Consider the following 16,804-nt stretch of genomic DNA (forward strand, 5'->3'; position numbering starts at 1 on the left):
AGCTGTAATAAATTGAAAATTATCTTATTAGTCGAATCCGCCACACTTAACAATAAGATAATCGATTCCAAAAACGGAATTATGACCATATTAAAACCGGAAAACATGTCACCTCCGGAAAAGCCAATGGTAAAATCAGCTATACCATCACTTAAGCTATACCATCACTTATAAGTAACACCAGCCTAACTCATGCCGGAGCCACCCAACCTCCGGCACACTCATAATGCCCCAAATACCCTCGCAAATTTCGCAGTGTTCCCGCCATTGAATCTCTGGGCTTTTGTCATGCTTAGCATAATTTTATTTGCCCTTTGCCAAAGGCAAATTTTCGGCATGCAATAATGAATGCTCACCAAGGAAAGCCGTGGCTGAAGATAGCGATCTCGAAAAAACCGAAGAACCCACGCCCCATAAACGGGAAAAAGCCCGTAAAGATGGGCAAATCGCGCGTTCCAAGGAACTCACTTCTATCCTGATGTTGGCGGGAGGGGTAAGTCTGCTTTGGATGAGCGGACAGTCGATCACCCATGAACTTTCCCTGATGGTGTTTGAAGGATTCAACTTCGACCATAACATGGTCAGCAATGACAAACAGATGGTACAGCAAGTCGGTCGATTGCTGAAACAGGCGGTTTGGGCATTGTTACCGGTTTTTGTTGGATTGGTATTGATTGCCCTCAGTGCACCAGCCTTGATGGGGGGGCTGATATTCAGCTCAAAATCCATCAAATTTGACCTGACTAAGCTGGATCCCATTTCTGGTTTGAAGAAAATCTTCTCCATGAATGCGCTGGCGGAATTGTTCAAAGCCATTTTGAAGGCGTTACTGGTAGGAGGTGGTGCGGCACTGTTTATCTGGCTGAACTGGCCTGCCATGCTCAACCTGACTACCCAGCCTCCGCTGATGGCGTTGAGTGATGCCATGATGATGCTGATATTTGCCGGCTATATTATCTTATTTATGCTGATACCGATGGTGGCGTTTGACGTGCTTTATCAAATCCGCAGCCACCTGAAAAAATTGAGAATGACCCGCCAAGAGATCAAGGATGAGTTTAAGGAGCAAGAAGGGGATCCACATGTAAAGGCCAGAATCCGTCAACAACAGCGGGCGGCTGCTCGAAAGCGCATGATGACGGATGTGCCAAAGGCCGATGTTATTGTCACCAACCCAACTCATTACGCTGTTGCCTTGAAATATGACAGCAAAAAAATGAGTGCCCCCAAAGTATTGGCAAAAGGGGCGGGGCTTATTGCCTTACGCATCAAAGAAATTGGTGCTGAAAATCGCATTCCGTTACTGGAAGCTCCACCTTTAGCGAGGGCGTTGTTTCGCCATGCTGAAGTGGGAGGTTTTATTCCTGCGGCGCTCTATGCCGCTGTCGCCGAAGTGCTTGCCTGGGTTTACCAATTGAAACGTTGGAAACAGGAAGGTGGCTTGAAACCGAAAAAACCTGAAAATCTGCCAGTGCCGCCAGCACTGGATTTTGCTGGAGAAAATAATCGTCATGGCTAATCTGGCCTCATTACTACGTTTAACGGGAAATCGTTTACCGGGGAATATGAAAGGCTCCCAGTGGCAAATGCTTGCGGGGCCTGTGCTGATCCTCATGATCTTGTCGATGATGGTACTGCCGTTACCACCATTCCTGCTCGATCTGCTATTTACTTTCAATATCGCGCTTTCCATCATGGTCTTGCTGGTGGCGATGTTTACCCGTCGGACGCTGGATTTTGCCGCATTCCCGACCATTTTGCTGTTCTCAACCTTACTGCGTTTGTCGCTGAACGTAGCTTCCACACGAATTATCCTGATGGAAGGGCATACCGGTTCAGCGGCAGCAGGGCAGGTAGTAGAAGCCTTTGGTCACTTTCTTGTTGGCGGTAATTTTGCGATCGGTATTGTGGTCTTCGTTATCCTGATCCTGATTAACTTTATGGTCATTACCAAAGGTGCAGGGCGTATCGCTGAAGTGGGCGCGCGCTTTGTACTGGACGGAATGCCCGGCAAACAGATGGCGATTGATGCTGACCTGAACGCTGGATTGATTGGTGAAGATGAAGCCAAAAAGCGTCGTTCTGACGTCACACAGGAAGCAGATTTTTACGGTTCAATGGATGGTGCGAGTAAATTCGTACGCGGCGATGCGATTGCCGGATTGATGATATTGGTGATCAATATCATCGGCGGCTTGATTGTCGGTGTTGCCCAACATGGTTTGACTCTAGGTGATGCAGCAGAAGCCTATACCTTGCTGACTATCGGTGATGGATTGGTTGCCCAATTGCCTGCACTGATCATCTCTACGGCGGCGGGTGTTATCGTAACCCGTGTAGCGACTGATGAAGATGTCGGTCAGCAAATGGTGACCCAGCTTTTCAACAATCCTAAGGTGTTGATGTTGAGTGCGGGTGTACTCGGTCTGCTTGGTTTGGTGCCGGGAATGCCTAACTTTGTCTTTTTGTTGTTTACGGCAGCGTTGGCAGGTGGGGGCTATTTCCTGCTGCGTAGGGATAAAAATCCACTCACGGCACAACACGAAGAGATGAAAGCAGTGGAGGAACAACAACAAACCGCAGAAGCATCATGGTCTGATGTGCAATTGGAAGATCCGCTGGGAATGGAAGTTGGCTATCGTCTGATCCCGATGGTGGATTTTCGCCAAAACGGCGAATTGCTTGGCCGTATCAGTGGTATTCGCAAAAAATTCGCGCAAGAAGTGGGATACCTGCCACCGGTAGTGCATATTTGTGACAACCTTGAATTAGCGCCAGCCAGTTACCGCATCATGATGAAAGGCGTAGAAATTGGTCGTGGTGAAGCGCATCCGGGACGCTGGCTGGCGATTAATCCGGGCGGTGCTGTGGGTGAACTGCAAGGTGACTTGACGACAGATCCGGCCTTTGGTTTGGCTGCCGTCTGGATTGATGACAGCTTAAGAGAACAGGCTCAGGTGCAGGGTTATACCGTTGTGGCGGCCAGCACTGTTGTCGCAACTCATCTTAACCATTTGCTCTCCCAGTATTCCAGTGAACTGTTTGGGAGACAGGAAGCGCAGCAATTATTTGAGCGCGTCAGTCAGGAAATGCCGAAACTGACGGAAGATTTCATTCCTGATGTAGTCAGCCTGACAACTTTGCATAAGGTTCTGCAAAACCTGCTGGCGGAGCAAGTACCGATTCGCGACATGCGTACCATAATTGAAACATTGGCAGAACATGCGGCGGCACAGACGGATCCTTATGAATTGACTGCCATGATTCGAATCGCACTTGGTAGGGCAATCGCTCAACAATGGTTCCCAGGAGCGGATGAAATCAAAGTTATTGGTTTAGATGCGGGGCTGGAAAGATTGTTGCTTCAAGCACTGCAAAATGGCGGCGGATTGGAACCCGGTTTGGCTGAAAGCCTTGAGCGCCAGGCAGCAGAAGCATTGGAACGTCAGGAAATGCTGGGAGCGCCACCCGTGCTATTGGTCAATCACGCACTGCGTCCGCTACTGTCTCGCTTCTTGCGCCGCGTACTGCCTCGGTTGGTTGTACTGTCCAACCTTGAAATCACCGACAACCGTCAAATCAGAATGACGGCAACGATTGGTGGTACAAGGTAAAATTTAACTGCATTGTGACAAACCTCATCGTTTTGGTAAGGTTTGTCAGTCTTATCTAACATGCCATTAAATCCTCGTTCATAATCACACTTCTTTTTGATAGTTTTCTTTTATTCTATCTATTCTTCATATGGCAATAATGAATTATAAATACAGATTCATAAATTCTTTGCCAAGAAGAAATTATTATGAGATAAAAATTCATAAATCAGATAAAATCTGGAGGTGGTATATGAATATCCCTAAAAAAATACACTACTTTTGGGCAGGAAATAATATATCTAAAGATGGTTTGAGAAGTATTATTAATGTTAAGGCCGAAAATCCCGATTTTAAAGTTTATTTGTGGGGGACTAAAAAACATTTATTTTTTAATACCATAAATTCTCTGGGTATAGATATTGAACCACAATTAGAAACAGGACTTTCCTTTCATGACTCCAGAGATATTGAAGACGCGTTCCTTTCCTTAAAGCAAAGCCCATATTTTATAGATCAAAAAATCATTTGGCGTTTGCATGCGATATATCACCGACAAATCAACGGATTCTATCATAATTACGCATCAGCCAGTGATATTGTACGTTTAGTTATTCTCTTTGTAGAAGGAGGAATTTATCTTGATGTGGATATAGAGCTTGCTAATGCTGTTCCAAAATTTTCATCAAATAATACGTTTCATAAGATAGACCAACTCCTGAAAAGAAAAGCAATATTTGAAAATATTAATGCTGCTCAGGGGATTGCTTTTGGTGATGTCACAGGTTCTGGATGGACAGTGAATAAGTTTGGTAACGCTATCATTACTGCACCGATTCAATCAAGAAAAATAGCAGAACTTTTGATAGTAATAGATAGAAGGGTGCAAGTGATGTATGAGGGAACATCAAAATTAAAAAATAATGGATGGGAAAATTGGCGTTCAGAACCACAACTTCGCAAGTTAGGTACGCTGTGGACGACAGGGCCTGGACTTTATTGTGGTTGGTTTAACCAAGAAAAAAATCGTCCCAGTGATGCGAAGAGGCCTCGTGTAGTCAATGAGTCAAATAAATATATCCCTTCTGAACATCTGAGGATGGAGAAAGAAGGAGAGATTATGTTTAACAATATTGATGCCAAGGCACAGTGGGGGAAAGTGCGTGAAAAAAATAAGGATCGCCCTGATTATGCCTCCGAAAGCCCTTTTGATTTAAAATCTAGTTATAATGATTTATTTCGTAAGTAGATTATTGTTACTTGTAAAATATAGATTAATTTTTATCAATCTCATCTGCTTGTGTAGTAACGTTATCGTAGATTTTGGAGTTATTTTTTTATCAAAAATCGTTAATGATAGGACATCAATGATATGATTAATATTCCTCAGTCCACTCAGCAATTTTGGGTAGTTGGTCCGATTGCAGAATTGGACTGAGTCTTTCTATAGGATATTATTTATTACGTATAATAAACAAGGATAATATGTTTTCACATAAAAATAACCCAATCAGGGCAAATTACACTGATGAATATATCAGGGTATATCAAGCTTTTTCTGATTCAATTGCTGACAGCGCCATCAAAAATGGCATTTTTGTTTCCCCTCCCTTCAGTATAACCCGCATGACATGGATCAAACCTTCCTTTTTATGGATGATGTATCGCTCTGGTTGGGCAAAGAAGGATGAGGGACAAAAACGAATTCTGGCAATTGACCTGACACATAAAGGATTTAAATAAATTATCCAGAAAGGTGTGATCAACCATTTTGACCCTGAATTTTTCGATTCAATGGAGACATGGAAAGAAAAAGTACAGAACAGCGATGTTGTGATTCAGTGGGACCCTGAACGGGATATTTCATTGAATAAATTAGAGCCGATATACCCGCTCTTCTCTGCTCCTATAGCCAGAAGTTCCAGCAGGGTGGCGACTGCATATAATATCAATATAAATAATATAAATAATATAAATAATATAAAATATATTCTTCCAGTTGTGCTCCCGCATGATTGATATTGTGTGGATACCTCGTTGAGTCATCGACAATGAAGACAACTTTGATCAAAATACTGTAATTTTTTTTCTGGGCACCATTTTGATAGGTTCTAAAAAACTCAAACTACAATGTTAATTTTTCATTATTTGAGATAGCCATTAATATTAATGGTGAGGATTTATCGATAGGCTTTATTTTAAATGCTACCAATCAAGACCATATAAAAGCACAAAACAATATTGGTTATTTTTATAGTAATGGGTTAGGTGTTAAACAAGATAGACAAAACGCACTGGAGTGGTACAAAAAATCGGTAGAAGCAGATCAAAGTCTTACTGAGGCCAAATTTTCTGTGAAAAAATTGACGAAAAAACTTAATCGAGGAAAAGAGACTGAATGCATATTGGCGAGCGAATGCACGTTGTGGAAGCAAATGCGATGATTATGGATGCGATGGAAGAATTGACCCGTACTGGCATGGGGCTGGTTATCGTATGTGATTAGAATGGCAAAGCGGCCAGAATTTTCACTGAGGGTGATTTACGTTGTTCACTGTTGAAAGGTAAAATTCTTCAAGATCAATTAAGTCCGTTACTAATCCGACCGGTATAGCAATTGCTAGAATATTGGAAAGCAACTATGGTGATTAAGAAACTGTATGACTTGCATATCAGCTCTGATTATGTTGTGTATATTAATGGTTATTTTGTGGGTCGATTAATTTCCATGAAATTTATTTGGAAAGTAAATGACTTATATTAATCTATGTAATTTATTTATTCGCTCCTTAATATAAAATATATTTTCTCCATTTTCTATATTTGGTATTGAAAATTATATAAATATAGAGTATATAAATTTTTAAAGGTCAGGTGGGATTGAATTCATAGCTTTTTTAAAGGTGCAGGGTGTGGATTAATAAATTGTCTCAGGAGGATTTCTATGAATCAGAAAATTTTTAGATTTGATCAATTTCTTTGCAGACATAGTCATCACGGACTGACTGAATGTAATCCAATAATTCCTTGTGGATGTGGTAAATGTATAGGTATATCTTTATATATCTTAGCAAATTTATATGAATGTGAATCAGAGAATTTGTCACCTGAAAAGGCATTTGAGTTAACAGAGATGTATGTGAAAATGCTTAAAATGTCAAGAGACCCAATGACTTTAGGGCCGACAGCAATGGGCAATTTTAGTCATCTAGAGCAAATTATTTCAACTCTTCAAATGAAATATCAATCATACGAAAAATACCCTTTTGGTGATTTTATTTATTCTTTTGATAGTGCAGGTGATAGATCAGGTTTTGCTTTGACTTATGTTTATTCATGTTTTTCGAATAAAAGTCTACCGTATAATCATTTATTTTTAAGAAGTTTTAACGATAAACAGGATGCAATAAATACTAATAGATATGTTGGCCCTAATCATGTGGGATTTATTGTTTGGAGAGATTCTAGTTTATTTATTTTTGATCCTAATATTGGTGGTGGGATATTTAAATTTAGTATGGATAAACTTACGCCATTTTTCATCGAAGGGCATATTAATCTGTTGAGTGTTCAATTAAAAAATCCTCAAAGAGTTAGGCTTATATCTATATTTAAACCACGCTTTGATCTTGAAAATAAAAATAAGCATATAATTAATAATGCATTAAAAGATATTTATTCTTTCAAGGGTTTTATGTGAATTAATTTTATATGTTTTTTAATTTGTGATTAAAAACTTTTATTCTATCTACAAATAGAGATACATACTTGTTTTCAAGATAATTATATATACTCAATAAAGTCTTTCTATAACTCAGTATAAATGTACTATATTCGAGCATTTATTTTTATCTATAATTTTGTGAATATAATCACAATATAATTCCTAACAAAGCACTCAAACAAAAATGCTCAATAGTGTAATGAGAATTGTTTTCTTTTGAGCGAGAAGAGAAAATACGAGCATACAGAAACAGACCTCTTATTATTTTTGATAAACCAAGAGGTCTGTAGATATTACTGCTTATCGCAGTATGAACAATCAAACGCTAATCTTGTGACCTGACAGTGCTGAATTATGACGAGCTTGTCCATCAGAACCATAGAGAGAAGGACTATGGTGATTTTTCAGAAAAGTAATTGCTTGACTGTTTAACTCAATATGCTGATCCAGCAAAAATCCATTATGCGCATTCAAATCACGGATACGTTCAACAGTCTGGCTAATTTGGTTCCATAATACAGCCAGTATTTCATGGTCAGCATAAGGTGCCTTTATTTTCAGCGTTTCATTTAATTGCTGACGCTTTCGTTCTGCGTGATCGAGTGCCGAAAGTAAAAATGTTTTTTGTTCCGTCACTCGATGTAAATGATTCGCTTCAATAAAGCCTTCGCTCAATATACGCTGTTCTTCTGCTATAGTTCGCGAAAGCGAATTTAAGTGCGCGCTTTGCTGTTCAAGCAAGAGTTGAAGTTCTTCCATTTATGGCTCTTTATGATCTTGATGGTTTATTTATCATATTCCATGTTTTCAAGGGCTTCTCTGAATAGGGCATCGGCAATTTTACCGCTGTCCATCGCCAGTGTTCCCTTTGCAATGGCTTCTTTCAATTGTTGTACTTTTTGGATATTAATATCCTGGCTGCTTGGCTGAACGAGCTTTTTCTGCGCTTCGCTCAGTTTGACTTGCGTATCGGCGCTTTTTTCTGCGACAGCCACAGTTCTGCGAGTGCTCTGAGCACCTTCATTGGCATTGCGTTGCTGTAAAGCAGCAATGGCCAGTAGAGGTTGAGTGCGTTCAATACTCATAATCGTAATCCTTTAATCAGGCATTATTTATTTGTCTTAGGTAGCAGGCGATATACCGCTGGCATGCCTGTAAATCATGGTCTGTTGGTTATATCGGCTTGAAGAAATAAAACTTTAGCCATTTATAACATCATTTTTACACTGCCATTTTCTTGAGCTTCACCAGTAATAACCTGTCCGGAGTCCAGACGAACACGGATATTATCAAAACTCGCGGCATTGTTAATCGCTTTTCCTTCGTAACGCACCTGAAAATGGTGTCCATCTACGGTGACGACCACATTCTGTCCAGCTTTAATTGCCCATGGACGCCGGATCATATTGCGTGTGATGAATTGTCCGGCAGGTATGTTGCGGATAGCAATACCATTTTGTATGGCCTTTCTGTTACGGATTATGTTGTTTGGCAGCTTATCTAAAGATCCCGTTTTTACTTGAAAATCTTTTTCTGTCAGTACGGCATTGCGGTTAATGGCTTGCTTAGAAACCAAGTATGGGCCGATGACGTTGACGTTGACCTGAATAAAACGGCGTTGCTGACCACAAGTCACAGGGATGGACAGATTGCCCCAGTTTCTGTTGCCAATTGACGGCTGTATCTCAGGAAATTCACAGACCGGCCATTGCTGTTCAGGTGTTTTGATTTTCACAGAGACTTTGTGACCCGCAGTATGATGAATCTGCCTGAAATAATCATTTATCGATTGCGGTAAATTGCTCCCCCAAGCCAAGGACGTGCCAAAAAATAGATTAAAGAAAAAGGCAAGGGATCCGATAAATTTTAATGCAGGCATGTCACCACCTTAACTCCGTTAGCGAACCATGATTTCAAAAAATATTCAGTACCTGTTGGATGTTAATAGTGTAACGCGATTGATTATTCGTTAATGGGATAAATAGCAATCCAATTTGTTTCTATTCTTCGAATCACCTTTTTCTTCTACGTTTATTCTGTTAGCTGCTTAGAGCTTATACCCAGCAAATTTCACGAACAAAACCGAGGGAGGAATATGCTCGATAAATTAGATGCCGCCTTTCAATTTCGACAAGAAGCGCTGGTACTCCGCAACCAGCGGCAGGAAATTTTGTCTGCCAACATTGCCAATGCGGATACCCCTGGCTATCAGGCGCGTGATATCGATTTTGCTGCTCAACTGAAAAAGGTGATGGCACATGGTCGTGTAACGGGGAATGGAATTGGGCTAACTCTGACTTCCGAGCGACATATTCCCGTTCAACCTCAAAAACGTCTGGAGATGGATCTGCTGTATCGGGTGCCATACCAGACGGCAATGGATGGAAATACTGTTGACATGGATATAGAACGCAGCAATTTCGCAGATAACAGCTTGAAATATCAGGCCGAACTTACTATGACGAATGCACAGATCAAAAGCATGATGTCAGTTCTACAGTCACAAGGATAATGGGAATGTCTCTACTCAGTATTTTTGATATTGCCAGCTCTGCGCTTTCCGCTCAGTCTCAGCGGCTGAATGTCAGCGCTAGCAATATGGCGAATGCCGATAGTGTTGCAGGGCCGGATGGCGAGCCTTATCGCGCCAAACAAGTTGTATTTCGTGTCGCCGCGCCAGCAGGTCAGGAGATCGGTGGTGTGCGTGTCAGCGAAGTGGTGGATGATCCCACACCTTTCCGCCTTGAATATCAGCCGGGTCATCCACTGGCCGATGAAAAAGGTTATGTGCGTATGCCAAATGTGGATGTGGTCGGGGAAATGGTGAATACCATCTCAGCTTCCCGCAGTTATCAGGCAAACATTGAAGTGCTCAATACCACCAAATCCATCATGTTGAAAACGCTGACGCTGGGCCAGTAACAGGAATTTCGTTATGGGAATTACCACTTCAATCAATGATTCATTGGATAACACCACCGTAGGCGAGCTCGCTTCCGCAGCGAAGGCAAAGCCACAAAGCAGCGGCGAAATCAAAGATAACTTCTTGAACTTGCTGATTACACAGCTCAAGAATCAAGATCCAACCAACCCAATGCAAAACAACGAACTGGCTACACAGTTTGCACAGATCAGTACCGTTGAAGGCATTGAAAAACTCAATAAAACACTGGGAGCCGTTGTCGGACAGATGGACAACAATCAGGCAATGCAAACGACATTGCTGCTTGATCGAGGCGTCATGATACCTGGCGATAAGATTTTAGTCGGTTCCAGTAAAGAAAAAGACACTAGCGTAACGCCACTTGGCTTTGAGCTGACCCGACCTGTTGATAGCGTCAAAGTCACTATCAAAGATAAAAATGGTGCGGTAGTTCGGGAGGCGGATATCGGTAGATTTAGTGCGGGTGTCCATAGTTTCAAGTGGGATGGCAAAGACGCAGATGGCAAGGAAGTGGCAGACGGTGCTTATAATTTCACTGTTTCCGCAAGCTATCAAAAACAAGCGGTAGTGGCACATCCGCTGATGTATGCCGAGGTAAACGGCGTCACACGGGGTGAGGATGGCACTAAATTAGATTTAGGGCTGGCGGGTACGGTAACCATGGATAAAGTTCGTCAGATTCTTTAATTAAACGGAGGACATATGGCTTTTTCACAAGCGGTCAGTGGCTTGAATGCTGCAGCGAGCAACTTAGACGTTATTGGTAATAATATCGCAAACTCAGCGACATATGGATTTAAATCCAGTTCAGCTGCTTTTGCGGATGTATTCAGTGGTTCAGATGTAGGTTTGGGCGTTAAGGTTTCTGGTATGATCCAGAACTTTAAGGATGGTTCAGTCACTAAAACCAACGAACAATTGAATATGGCGATCACGCAGGGCGGTTTTTTCCGTATGCAGGATACCAACGGCAATGTTTTCTATTCCCGTAATGGCCAATTTAAAATGGATGCTGATCGTAATGTGATCAACATGCAGGGGATGAAATTAACGGGGTATCCAGCAGTACAAGGGGCTAATGGGCCTGAAATCCAACAGGGCGCAGCGCCAGGGCCGATTTCGATTCCAACCGATATGTTGCCTGCCAAGGCGACGGAAAAAGTCTCTATGACGGCTAACCTGAATTCTATGCACGACAAGGTCGATACAACAGCCAACCCATTTGATCCAGATAAGAAAGATACTTTCAGCTACAGTTCCGGTATCTCGATATATGATAGTCTCGGCAATGAGCACAATATCAATGTGTTCTTTGTTAAAACAGCAAATAACAAGTGGGATATTCATGCTCGAGATACTTCTGTTGTCGGCTCAGAACATAAGTCATTGGGCAGCGTGGAATTTGATGGCAATGGTCGAATTATAGGAAATAACAACGCATTCAATTTCGATATGCCAGCGTTGAATGGCTCTATTGCGGCAGAAGTCAATTTTGATTTTAGCAGCAGCAAACAGCAGAGATTGAAAGAAGACGCCATTTCTAATCAGAAGCAAGACGGTTATGCAGCAGGCAGCTTCACTAACTACCAAGTTGAGAGTGATGGCAAAATTTTCGGCCTTTATTCTAATGAGCAAAAACAAGTTCTGGGTCAGGTCGTACTGGCGAATTTTTCCAACCCAGTAGGTTTGGCTTCACAGGGCGATAACGTTTGGATAGAAACAGGTGCATCGGGTAGTCCGGTAGTTGGCACTGCGGGTTCAGGTAATTTCGGTAAGCTGATTAGCAGCTCATTGGAAGCCTCTAACGTGGACATGAGCCAAGAGCTGGTCAATATGATTGTCGCCCAGCGTAACTATCAATCCAACGCCCAGACCATCAAGACGCAGGATCAAATTCTGCAAACTCTGGTCAGCATGCGTTAATAAGCTCAGGCGGATAGTTTTATGGATCACGTCATTTATACCGCGATGGGCGCAGCGCGACAAACACTGGAGCATCAGGCTGTCACAGCCAACAACTTGGCCAATGCGTCAACACCGGGCTTCAAGGCTCAGCTTGCTGCACTGCGTGCCGTGCCGATTGAAGGTGAAACCTTGCCGACCCGTTCGTTGGTCGTTGCTTCCACCCCTGGCATGGATAGCCGTCAGGGGCCAATGAATTATACCTCCCGTCCGTTGGATGTGGCTGTCGGACAAGGCGGCTACTTGGCTGTCCAGCTCGAAGATGGGACAGAAGCCTATACCCGCAACGGTGGCATCCAAATTTCACCCGAAGGGCAACTGATGGTGCAGGGGCGCATGTTGATGGGCGAAAACGGACCGATTGATGTTCCGCCGCAGGCTGAACTGACCATTGCGGGCGATGGTGCCATTTCTGCTTTGATTGCCAGCGATCCGCCAACATTGTTGGGTCAGATTGGCAAATTGAAAATCGTCAAACCAGAAGCCAATCAAGTGGTGCGGGGCGATGATGGTCTGTTCCACTTAACGCCACAGGCGCGGGAACAGCAAGGCAATGAACTGGCGGCCAGCACTGAGGTGAAAGTCATGCCGGGTGTACTGGAAGGCAGCAATGTCAATCCAGTGGAAAGCATGGTGAACATGATTGCCAACGCGCGTCGTTTTGAGATGCAGATGAAAGTCATACACAGTTCCGATGAAAATGCACAGCGGGCTAACCAAATTCTCGCCATGAGCTGAATCGGGAACAGGGGATAAATTCATGATCCGATCTTTATGGATTGCCAAGACTGGGCTGGATGCTCAGCAAACAAATATGGATGTCATTGCTAACAACTTGGCAAACGTCAGCACCAACGGTTTTAAACGCCAACGTGCGGTATTTGAAGATTTGCTCTATCAAACTGAACGTCAGCCGGGCGCGATGTCGTCTGAACAGACTAACCTGCCATCGGGTTTACAGATTGGTACAGGTGTGCGTCCGGTAGCGACTGAACGTTTGCATAGTCAAGGTAACTTGGCGCAGACCAATAACAGCAAGGATGTGGCAGTCAAGGGACAGGGCTTCTTCCAGATCCAAATGCCTGATGGTACAACGGGCTATACCCGTGATGGTTCATTCCAAGTGGATCAAAATGGTCAGTTGGTGACAGCCGGCGGTTTTCAGGTCGTGCCAGCGATTATCATTCCTGACAATGCCACCAAAATCAGCATTGCCCGCGATGGGATCGTCAGCGTGAATGTGCAGGGGCAAAACGCGCCTCAGCAAGTTGGACAATTGACACTGACCACGTTCATCAACGAAAGCGGCTTGGAAAGCGTCGGTGAAAACCTGTATCTGGAAACCAACAGTTCCGGGGTTCCAGTGGAAAACGCACCGGGCATCAATGGCGCTGGATTGCTCTATCAAGGCTACGTTGAAACTTCTAACGTGAATGTGGCGGAAGAGTTGGTCAATATGATTCAGGTTCAGAGAGCCTACGAAATCAACAGTAAAGCAGTATCAACGTCTGATCAAATGCTGCAAAAACTGACTCAGTTATAACCTAATCATTAATAGTGGGGGGAACATATTCCTCCACTATTTCTGCAATAAATTTAAGAGCATAGAAGATGGATACAATGCCCGTTGCCAAGAACAACGTAGCTTATGACTCTGCTGGTTTACGGAAAAACCGGGGAAATAAGTGGCGTATCAGCATATCTGTGGCGGTACTAACATTGTCGGCACTGACATTGGGGGGATGTGCTTACATGCCGCACAAACCGCTGGTAAAAGGGCAGACAACCGCAAAACCCGCCGAAGCACCTGCTCCAACGCCAAATGGTTCTATTTTTCAAGTTGTCCAGCCGGTCTATTACGGTTATCAACCGTTGTTTGAAGACCGTCGTCCCCGCAATATCGGTGATACGCTGACCATTATCTTGCAAGAAAACGTCAGTGCGAGCAAAAACTCCTCAGCCAATGCCAGCCGTAATGGAAAAACGGGTTTCGCGGCTGCCTTGACCCCTCGTTTCTTGCAGGGATTGATAGGTAGCGATAAAACCGATTTGGGCATGGAAGGCAACAGCGAGTTTGGAGGCAAAGGTGGGGCGAATGCCAACAATACATTCAAGGGTACGATTACCGTGACTGTGGATAAACTGCTGGCAAACGGCAACCTGCATGTGGTGGGGGAAAAACAGATCGCCATCAATCAGGGAACGGAGTTCATTCGTTTCTCTGGTGTTGTGAACCCGCGCACTATCACTGGCAACAATACGGTGAGCTCCAACCAAGTTGCAGATGCCCGCATTGAGTATGTTGGCGATGGTTATATCAACGAAGCGCAGCATATGGGCTGGTTGCAACGTTTCTTTATGAATATCTCACCGTTTTAAAGAGGATGGTCAGGATGAAAAAATTAGTCACCAGCCTTTTTACGCTTTTGCTGGTATTGTCCAATACGTTCGCGTCTACCAGCGCTTTTGCGGAACGCATTCGTGATTTGACGACCATTGAGGGCGTCAGGGATAACGCACTGATTGGTTATGGTTTGGTGGTTGGGCTGGATGGCACGGGCGACCAAACCATGCAAACACCTTTCACCACCCAAAGTTTGAGTAATATGCTGTCGCAGTTGGGGATCACCGTGCCGCCCGGTACGAATATGCAGCTTAAAAACGTAGCTGCTGTAATGGTGACAGCAAAGCTGCCACCTTTTGCGCGTTCAGGGCAGAATATTGACGTTGTGGTGTCTTCGCTGGGTAATGCCAAGAGCTTGCGTGGTGGTACATTGCTGATGACACCGTTGAAAGGAATAGATAATCAGCTCTACGCGCTGGCTCAGGGGAATATCCTGGTGGGTGGTGCAGGTGCGAGTGCCGGTGGTAACAGTATCAAAATCAATCAGCTCGCTGGTGGACGTATCTCTAATGGTGCGGTGATTGAGCGAGAATTGCCAACGCAATTCGGCCAGAAAGGCACGTTGAACCTGCAACTGAATGATGATGATTTTGGACTGGCTCAGAAAATCAGTGATGCGATTAACCGACTGAAAGGTACGGGAACAGCGACACCACTGGATTCCCGTACTGTGCAGTTGCGTCTGCCGATTGAGAACAGCGAACAGGTGAAGTTTCTGGCTCAGGTACAGAACTTGGCTATTCGCGTGGATACCGGTGATGCCAAAGTGATTTTCAACTCCCGTACAGGATCGGTAGTCATGAACCGCAATGTCACGCTGGATAGCTGTGCAATTGCTCACGGTAGCCTGTCAGTGACTGTTGAACGCCAGACCGCGGTCAATCAGCCTGATACGCCATTGGCGGGAGGCAGTACCGTTGTGACCCGTAATACAGGTATTGGCATTCAGGAACAAGGCGGCGCTTTGCAGCAAGTCAACGCCAGTGCGAATCTGACACAAGTTGTGCGTGCATTGAATGTACTGGGTGCAACGCCAACGGATTTAATGTCGATTTTACAGGCGATGGAGAGCGCAGGTTGTCTGCGTGCGAAATTGGAGATTATCTGATGAATGATTTTCTGACGATGCCCAACAACGCTGCTTACGATGTTAACTCACTGCATTCATTGAAAGCCAAGCTGTCACAGGAACCACAACAAGGGCTACGGCAAGTAGCCCAACAACTGGAAGGTGTCTTCGTTCAGATGATGCTGAAAAGTATGCGTACCTCACTGCCGCAGGATGGCATTTTGAGCAGTGACCAGACACGTTTTTATACTTCGATGTACGATCAGCAAATTGCCCAAGACCTTTCTCAAAAGGGGTTGGGCTTTGCTGATATGATCGTCAAACAGCTCTCCAACGCTAATCATGTTCCTAGTGAGTTGGCTGGAACCATACCCATGCCGTTGGGTAATGACATTCTGCAAACATTACCGAAACAGGCATTGGAGCAGTTTATGCGCCGAGTTATGCCTGATTCTATGTCTGAAAACGATATGTCTAAAAACTCGTCGTCGGCCTCCTCCAATGGTGCAGTTCAATCGAAGTTATTGCCCATGAACAGCGCCAATTTTGTTTCCATGCTTTCCTTGCCTGCACAGTTGGCAAGCCAGCAAAGTGGTATTCCTCATTTATTGATCATTGCACAGGCGGCACTGGAATCCGGTTGGGGACAACGAGAAATTCTGACGGCAGAAGGCAAATCGAGCCATAACCTGTTTGGTATCAAAGCTGGCAAGTATTGGAAAGGGCCTGTCACCAATATCATGACCACGGAATACATTGGTGGTGAACCGAAGAAAATGCAGGACAGCTTCCGTGTGTATGGCTCTTACGTGGAGGCAATAACGGATTACGTCAAACTGCTGACGGAAAACCCCCGTTACGCCAAGGTGGCCGAATCAACGACGGCCGAGCAGGGGGCGTATTCTTTGCAGGATGCGGGGTATGCCACCGATCCCGGCTATGCCAAAAAATTAGTGTCACTGATCCAGCAATTAAAGAATACCGGCAATCAAATGGCAAAAGCCTATGCCTATGATTTCGATAACTTGTTTTAAGGGAATCAATGTCAGGTGCTTTTTTTAAAGGAATCATCCAAAGAAAACGGTCTTAGTGCCGTTTTCACTCAAGA

At 44.0% G+C, this 16,804-nt stretch carries 17 protein-coding genes and 1 pseudogene; 15 read left to right on the forward strand and 3 right to left on the reverse strand.

Annotation, left to right across the window (positions count from 1 at the left end):
- The first annotated feature begins 367 nt into the window (after positions 1–367).
- The 6 genes and pseudogenes from flhB (at position 368) to H8A87_RS17720 (ending at position 7,293) form a co-directional block, all read left to right on the forward strand.
- Complete coding sequence (flhB, locus tag H8A87_RS17695; protein WP_198691231.1) at positions 368–1,519, forward strand: flagellar biosynthesis protein FlhB; 1,152 nt, start codon at positions 368–370, stop codon at positions 1,517–1,519.
- On the forward strand, positions 1,512–3,614 hold the full coding sequence (flhA, locus tag H8A87_RS17700; RefSeq protein ID WP_198691232.1) for a flagellar biosynthesis protein FlhA: 2,103 nt from the start codon (positions 1,512–1,514) through the stop codon (positions 3,612–3,614). Before flhB ends, flhA begins: the two co-directional genes overlap by 8 nt.
- Positions 3,615–3,846: 232 nt before the next feature.
- On the forward strand, positions 3,847–4,842 hold the full coding sequence (locus tag H8A87_RS17705) for a glycosyltransferase (RefSeq protein ID WP_198691233.1): 996 nt from the start codon (positions 3,847–3,849) through the stop codon (positions 4,840–4,842).
- Positions 4,843–5,078: 236 nt separating this feature from the next.
- Positions 5,079–5,612: pseudogene (locus H8A87_RS17710) on the forward strand (DUF4291 family protein).
- Positions 5,613–5,815: 203 nt separating this feature from the next.
- Positions 5,816–6,037 carry an SEL1-like repeat protein gene (locus H8A87_RS20560; protein WP_408646946.1) on the forward strand — a complete coding sequence of 74 codons (222 nt, stop codon included), beginning with the start codon at positions 5,816–5,818 and terminating at the stop codon, positions 6,035–6,037.
- 500 nt (positions 6,038–6,537) lie between these two features.
- Complete coding sequence (locus H8A87_RS17720) at positions 6,538–7,293, forward strand: hypothetical protein (protein WP_198691234.1); 756 nt, start codon at positions 6,538–6,540, stop codon at positions 7,291–7,293.
- Positions 7,294–7,635: 342 nt separating this feature from the next.
- Here the strand turns inward: H8A87_RS17720 and H8A87_RS17725 are convergent, their stop codons facing one another.
- The 3 genes from H8A87_RS17725 to flgA all read right to left on the reverse strand — a co-directional run bounded on the left by H8A87_RS17725 (position 7,636) and on the right by flgA (position 9,196).
- Positions 7,636–8,076, reverse strand: coding sequence for a flagella synthesis protein FlgN (locus H8A87_RS17725; RefSeq protein ID WP_198691235.1), 441 nt, complete (start codon positions 8,074–8,076; stop codon positions 7,636–7,638).
- Between the two features lie 26 nt (positions 8,077–8,102).
- On the reverse strand, positions 8,103–8,402 hold the full coding sequence (flgM, locus tag H8A87_RS17730; RefSeq protein WP_198691236.1) for a flagellar biosynthesis anti-sigma factor FlgM: 300 nt from the start codon (positions 8,400–8,402) through the stop codon (positions 8,103–8,105).
- Between the two features lie 122 nt (positions 8,403–8,524).
- Complete coding sequence (gene flgA / locus H8A87_RS17735; protein ID WP_198691237.1) at positions 8,525–9,196, reverse strand: flagellar basal body P-ring formation chaperone FlgA; 672 nt, start codon at positions 9,194–9,196, stop codon at positions 8,525–8,527.
- 216 nt (positions 9,197–9,412) lie between these two features.
- Here flgA and flgB point away from each other — a divergent pair, with 216 nt between their 5' ends.
- From flgB to flgJ, 9 genes are all read left to right on the forward strand, one after another.
- A complete protein-coding gene (gene flgB, locus H8A87_RS17740) occupies positions 9,413–9,829 on the forward strand; it encodes a flagellar basal body rod protein FlgB (RefSeq protein ID WP_198691238.1) in 417 nt (138 codons plus the stop codon).
- Positions 9,830–9,834: 5 nt separating this feature from the next.
- Positions 9,835–10,239 (forward strand): flagellar basal body rod protein FlgC, encoded by a 405-nt coding sequence (flgC, locus tag H8A87_RS17745; protein WP_198691239.1) that lies wholly within the window; start codon positions 9,835–9,837, stop codon positions 10,237–10,239.
- Positions 10,240–10,252: 13 nt separating this feature from the next.
- Complete coding sequence (gene flgD / locus H8A87_RS17750; protein WP_198691240.1) at positions 10,253–10,948, forward strand: flagellar hook assembly protein FlgD; 696 nt, start codon at positions 10,253–10,255, stop codon at positions 10,946–10,948.
- A gap of 15 nt (positions 10,949–10,963) precedes the next feature.
- The gene (flgE, locus tag H8A87_RS17755) at positions 10,964–12,184 is read left to right on the forward strand and encodes a flagellar hook protein FlgE (RefSeq protein WP_198691241.1); all 1,221 of its coding nucleotides are present in this window, start codon (positions 10,964–10,966) and stop codon (positions 12,182–12,184) included.
- A 21-nt stretch (positions 12,185–12,205) separates the two neighbouring features.
- Entirely contained in the window at positions 12,206–12,961 is a 756-nt protein-coding gene (locus H8A87_RS17760; RefSeq protein WP_198691242.1) for a flagellar basal body rod protein FlgF, read from the forward strand.
- 22 nt (positions 12,962–12,983) lie between these two features.
- Positions 12,984–13,766 carry a flagellar basal-body rod protein FlgG gene (flgG, locus tag H8A87_RS17765; RefSeq protein ID WP_198691243.1) on the forward strand — a complete coding sequence of 261 codons (783 nt, stop codon included), beginning with the start codon at positions 12,984–12,986 and terminating at the stop codon, positions 13,764–13,766.
- A 68-nt stretch (positions 13,767–13,834) separates the two neighbouring features.
- Entirely contained in the window at positions 13,835–14,602 is a 768-nt protein-coding gene (locus H8A87_RS17770; protein WP_232370348.1) for a flagellar basal body L-ring protein FlgH, read from the forward strand.
- A 14-nt stretch (positions 14,603–14,616) separates the two neighbouring features.
- Positions 14,617–15,735, forward strand: coding sequence for a flagellar basal body P-ring protein FlgI (locus tag H8A87_RS17775; RefSeq protein WP_198691244.1), 1,119 nt, complete (start codon positions 14,617–14,619; stop codon positions 15,733–15,735).
- Complete coding sequence (gene flgJ / locus H8A87_RS17780; protein WP_198691245.1) at positions 15,735–16,730, forward strand: flagellar assembly peptidoglycan hydrolase FlgJ; 996 nt, start codon at positions 15,735–15,737, stop codon at positions 16,728–16,730. The genes H8A87_RS17775 and flgJ overlap by 1 nt, the downstream gene beginning before the upstream one ends.
- The last annotated feature ends 74 nt before the right edge of the window (positions 16,731–16,804 follow it).

Origin of the sequence: Xenorhabdus lircayensis, from assembly GCF_016306625.1 — a bacterium.
In the GTDB taxonomy this organism is placed as follows: domain Bacteria; phylum Pseudomonadota; class Gammaproteobacteria; order Enterobacterales; family Enterobacteriaceae; genus Xenorhabdus; species Xenorhabdus lircayensis.

Excerpts from the sequence above, each read along its gene's own strand:
- flhA (WP_198691232.1), top strand. The coding sequence starts at position 1,512 with ATGGCTAATCTGGCCTCATTACTACGTTTAACGGGAAATCGTTTACCG.
- H8A87_RS17705 (WP_198691233.1), top strand. The coding sequence starts at position 3,847 with ATGAATATCCCTAAAAAAATACACTACTTTTGGGCAGGAAATAATATA.
- H8A87_RS17720 (WP_198691234.1), top strand. The coding sequence starts at position 6,538 with ATGAATCAGAAAATTTTTAGATTTGATCAATTTCTTTGCAGACATAGT.
- H8A87_RS17725 (WP_198691235.1), bottom strand. The coding sequence starts at position 8,076 with ATGGAAGAACTTCAACTCTTGCTTGAACAGCAAAGCGCGCACTTAAAT.
- flgM (WP_198691236.1), bottom strand. The coding sequence starts at position 8,402 with ATGAGTATTGAACGCACTCAACCTCTACTGGCCATTGCTGCTTTACAG.
- flgA (WP_198691237.1), bottom strand. The coding sequence starts at position 9,196 with ATGCCTGCATTAAAATTTATCGGATCCCTTGCCTTTTTCTTTAATCTA.
- flgB (WP_198691238.1), top strand. The coding sequence starts at position 9,413 with ATGCTCGATAAATTAGATGCCGCCTTTCAATTTCGACAAGAAGCGCTG.
- flgC (WP_198691239.1), top strand. The coding sequence starts at position 9,835 with ATGTCTCTACTCAGTATTTTTGATATTGCCAGCTCTGCGCTTTCCGCT.
- flgD (WP_198691240.1), top strand. The coding sequence starts at position 10,253 with ATGGGAATTACCACTTCAATCAATGATTCATTGGATAACACCACCGTA.
- flgE (WP_198691241.1), top strand. The coding sequence starts at position 10,964 with ATGGCTTTTTCACAAGCGGTCAGTGGCTTGAATGCTGCAGCGAGCAAC.
- H8A87_RS17760 (WP_198691242.1), top strand. The coding sequence starts at position 12,206 with ATGGATCACGTCATTTATACCGCGATGGGCGCAGCGCGACAAACACTG.
- flgG (WP_198691243.1), top strand. The coding sequence starts at position 12,984 with ATGATCCGATCTTTATGGATTGCCAAGACTGGGCTGGATGCTCAGCAA.
- H8A87_RS17770 (WP_232370348.1), top strand. The coding sequence starts at position 13,835 with ATGGATACAATGCCCGTTGCCAAGAACAACGTAGCTTATGACTCTGCT.
- H8A87_RS17775 (WP_198691244.1), top strand. The coding sequence starts at position 14,617 with ATGAAAAAATTAGTCACCAGCCTTTTTACGCTTTTGCTGGTATTGTCC.
- flgJ (WP_198691245.1), top strand. The coding sequence starts at position 15,735 with ATGAATGATTTTCTGACGATGCCCAACAACGCTGCTTACGATGTTAAC.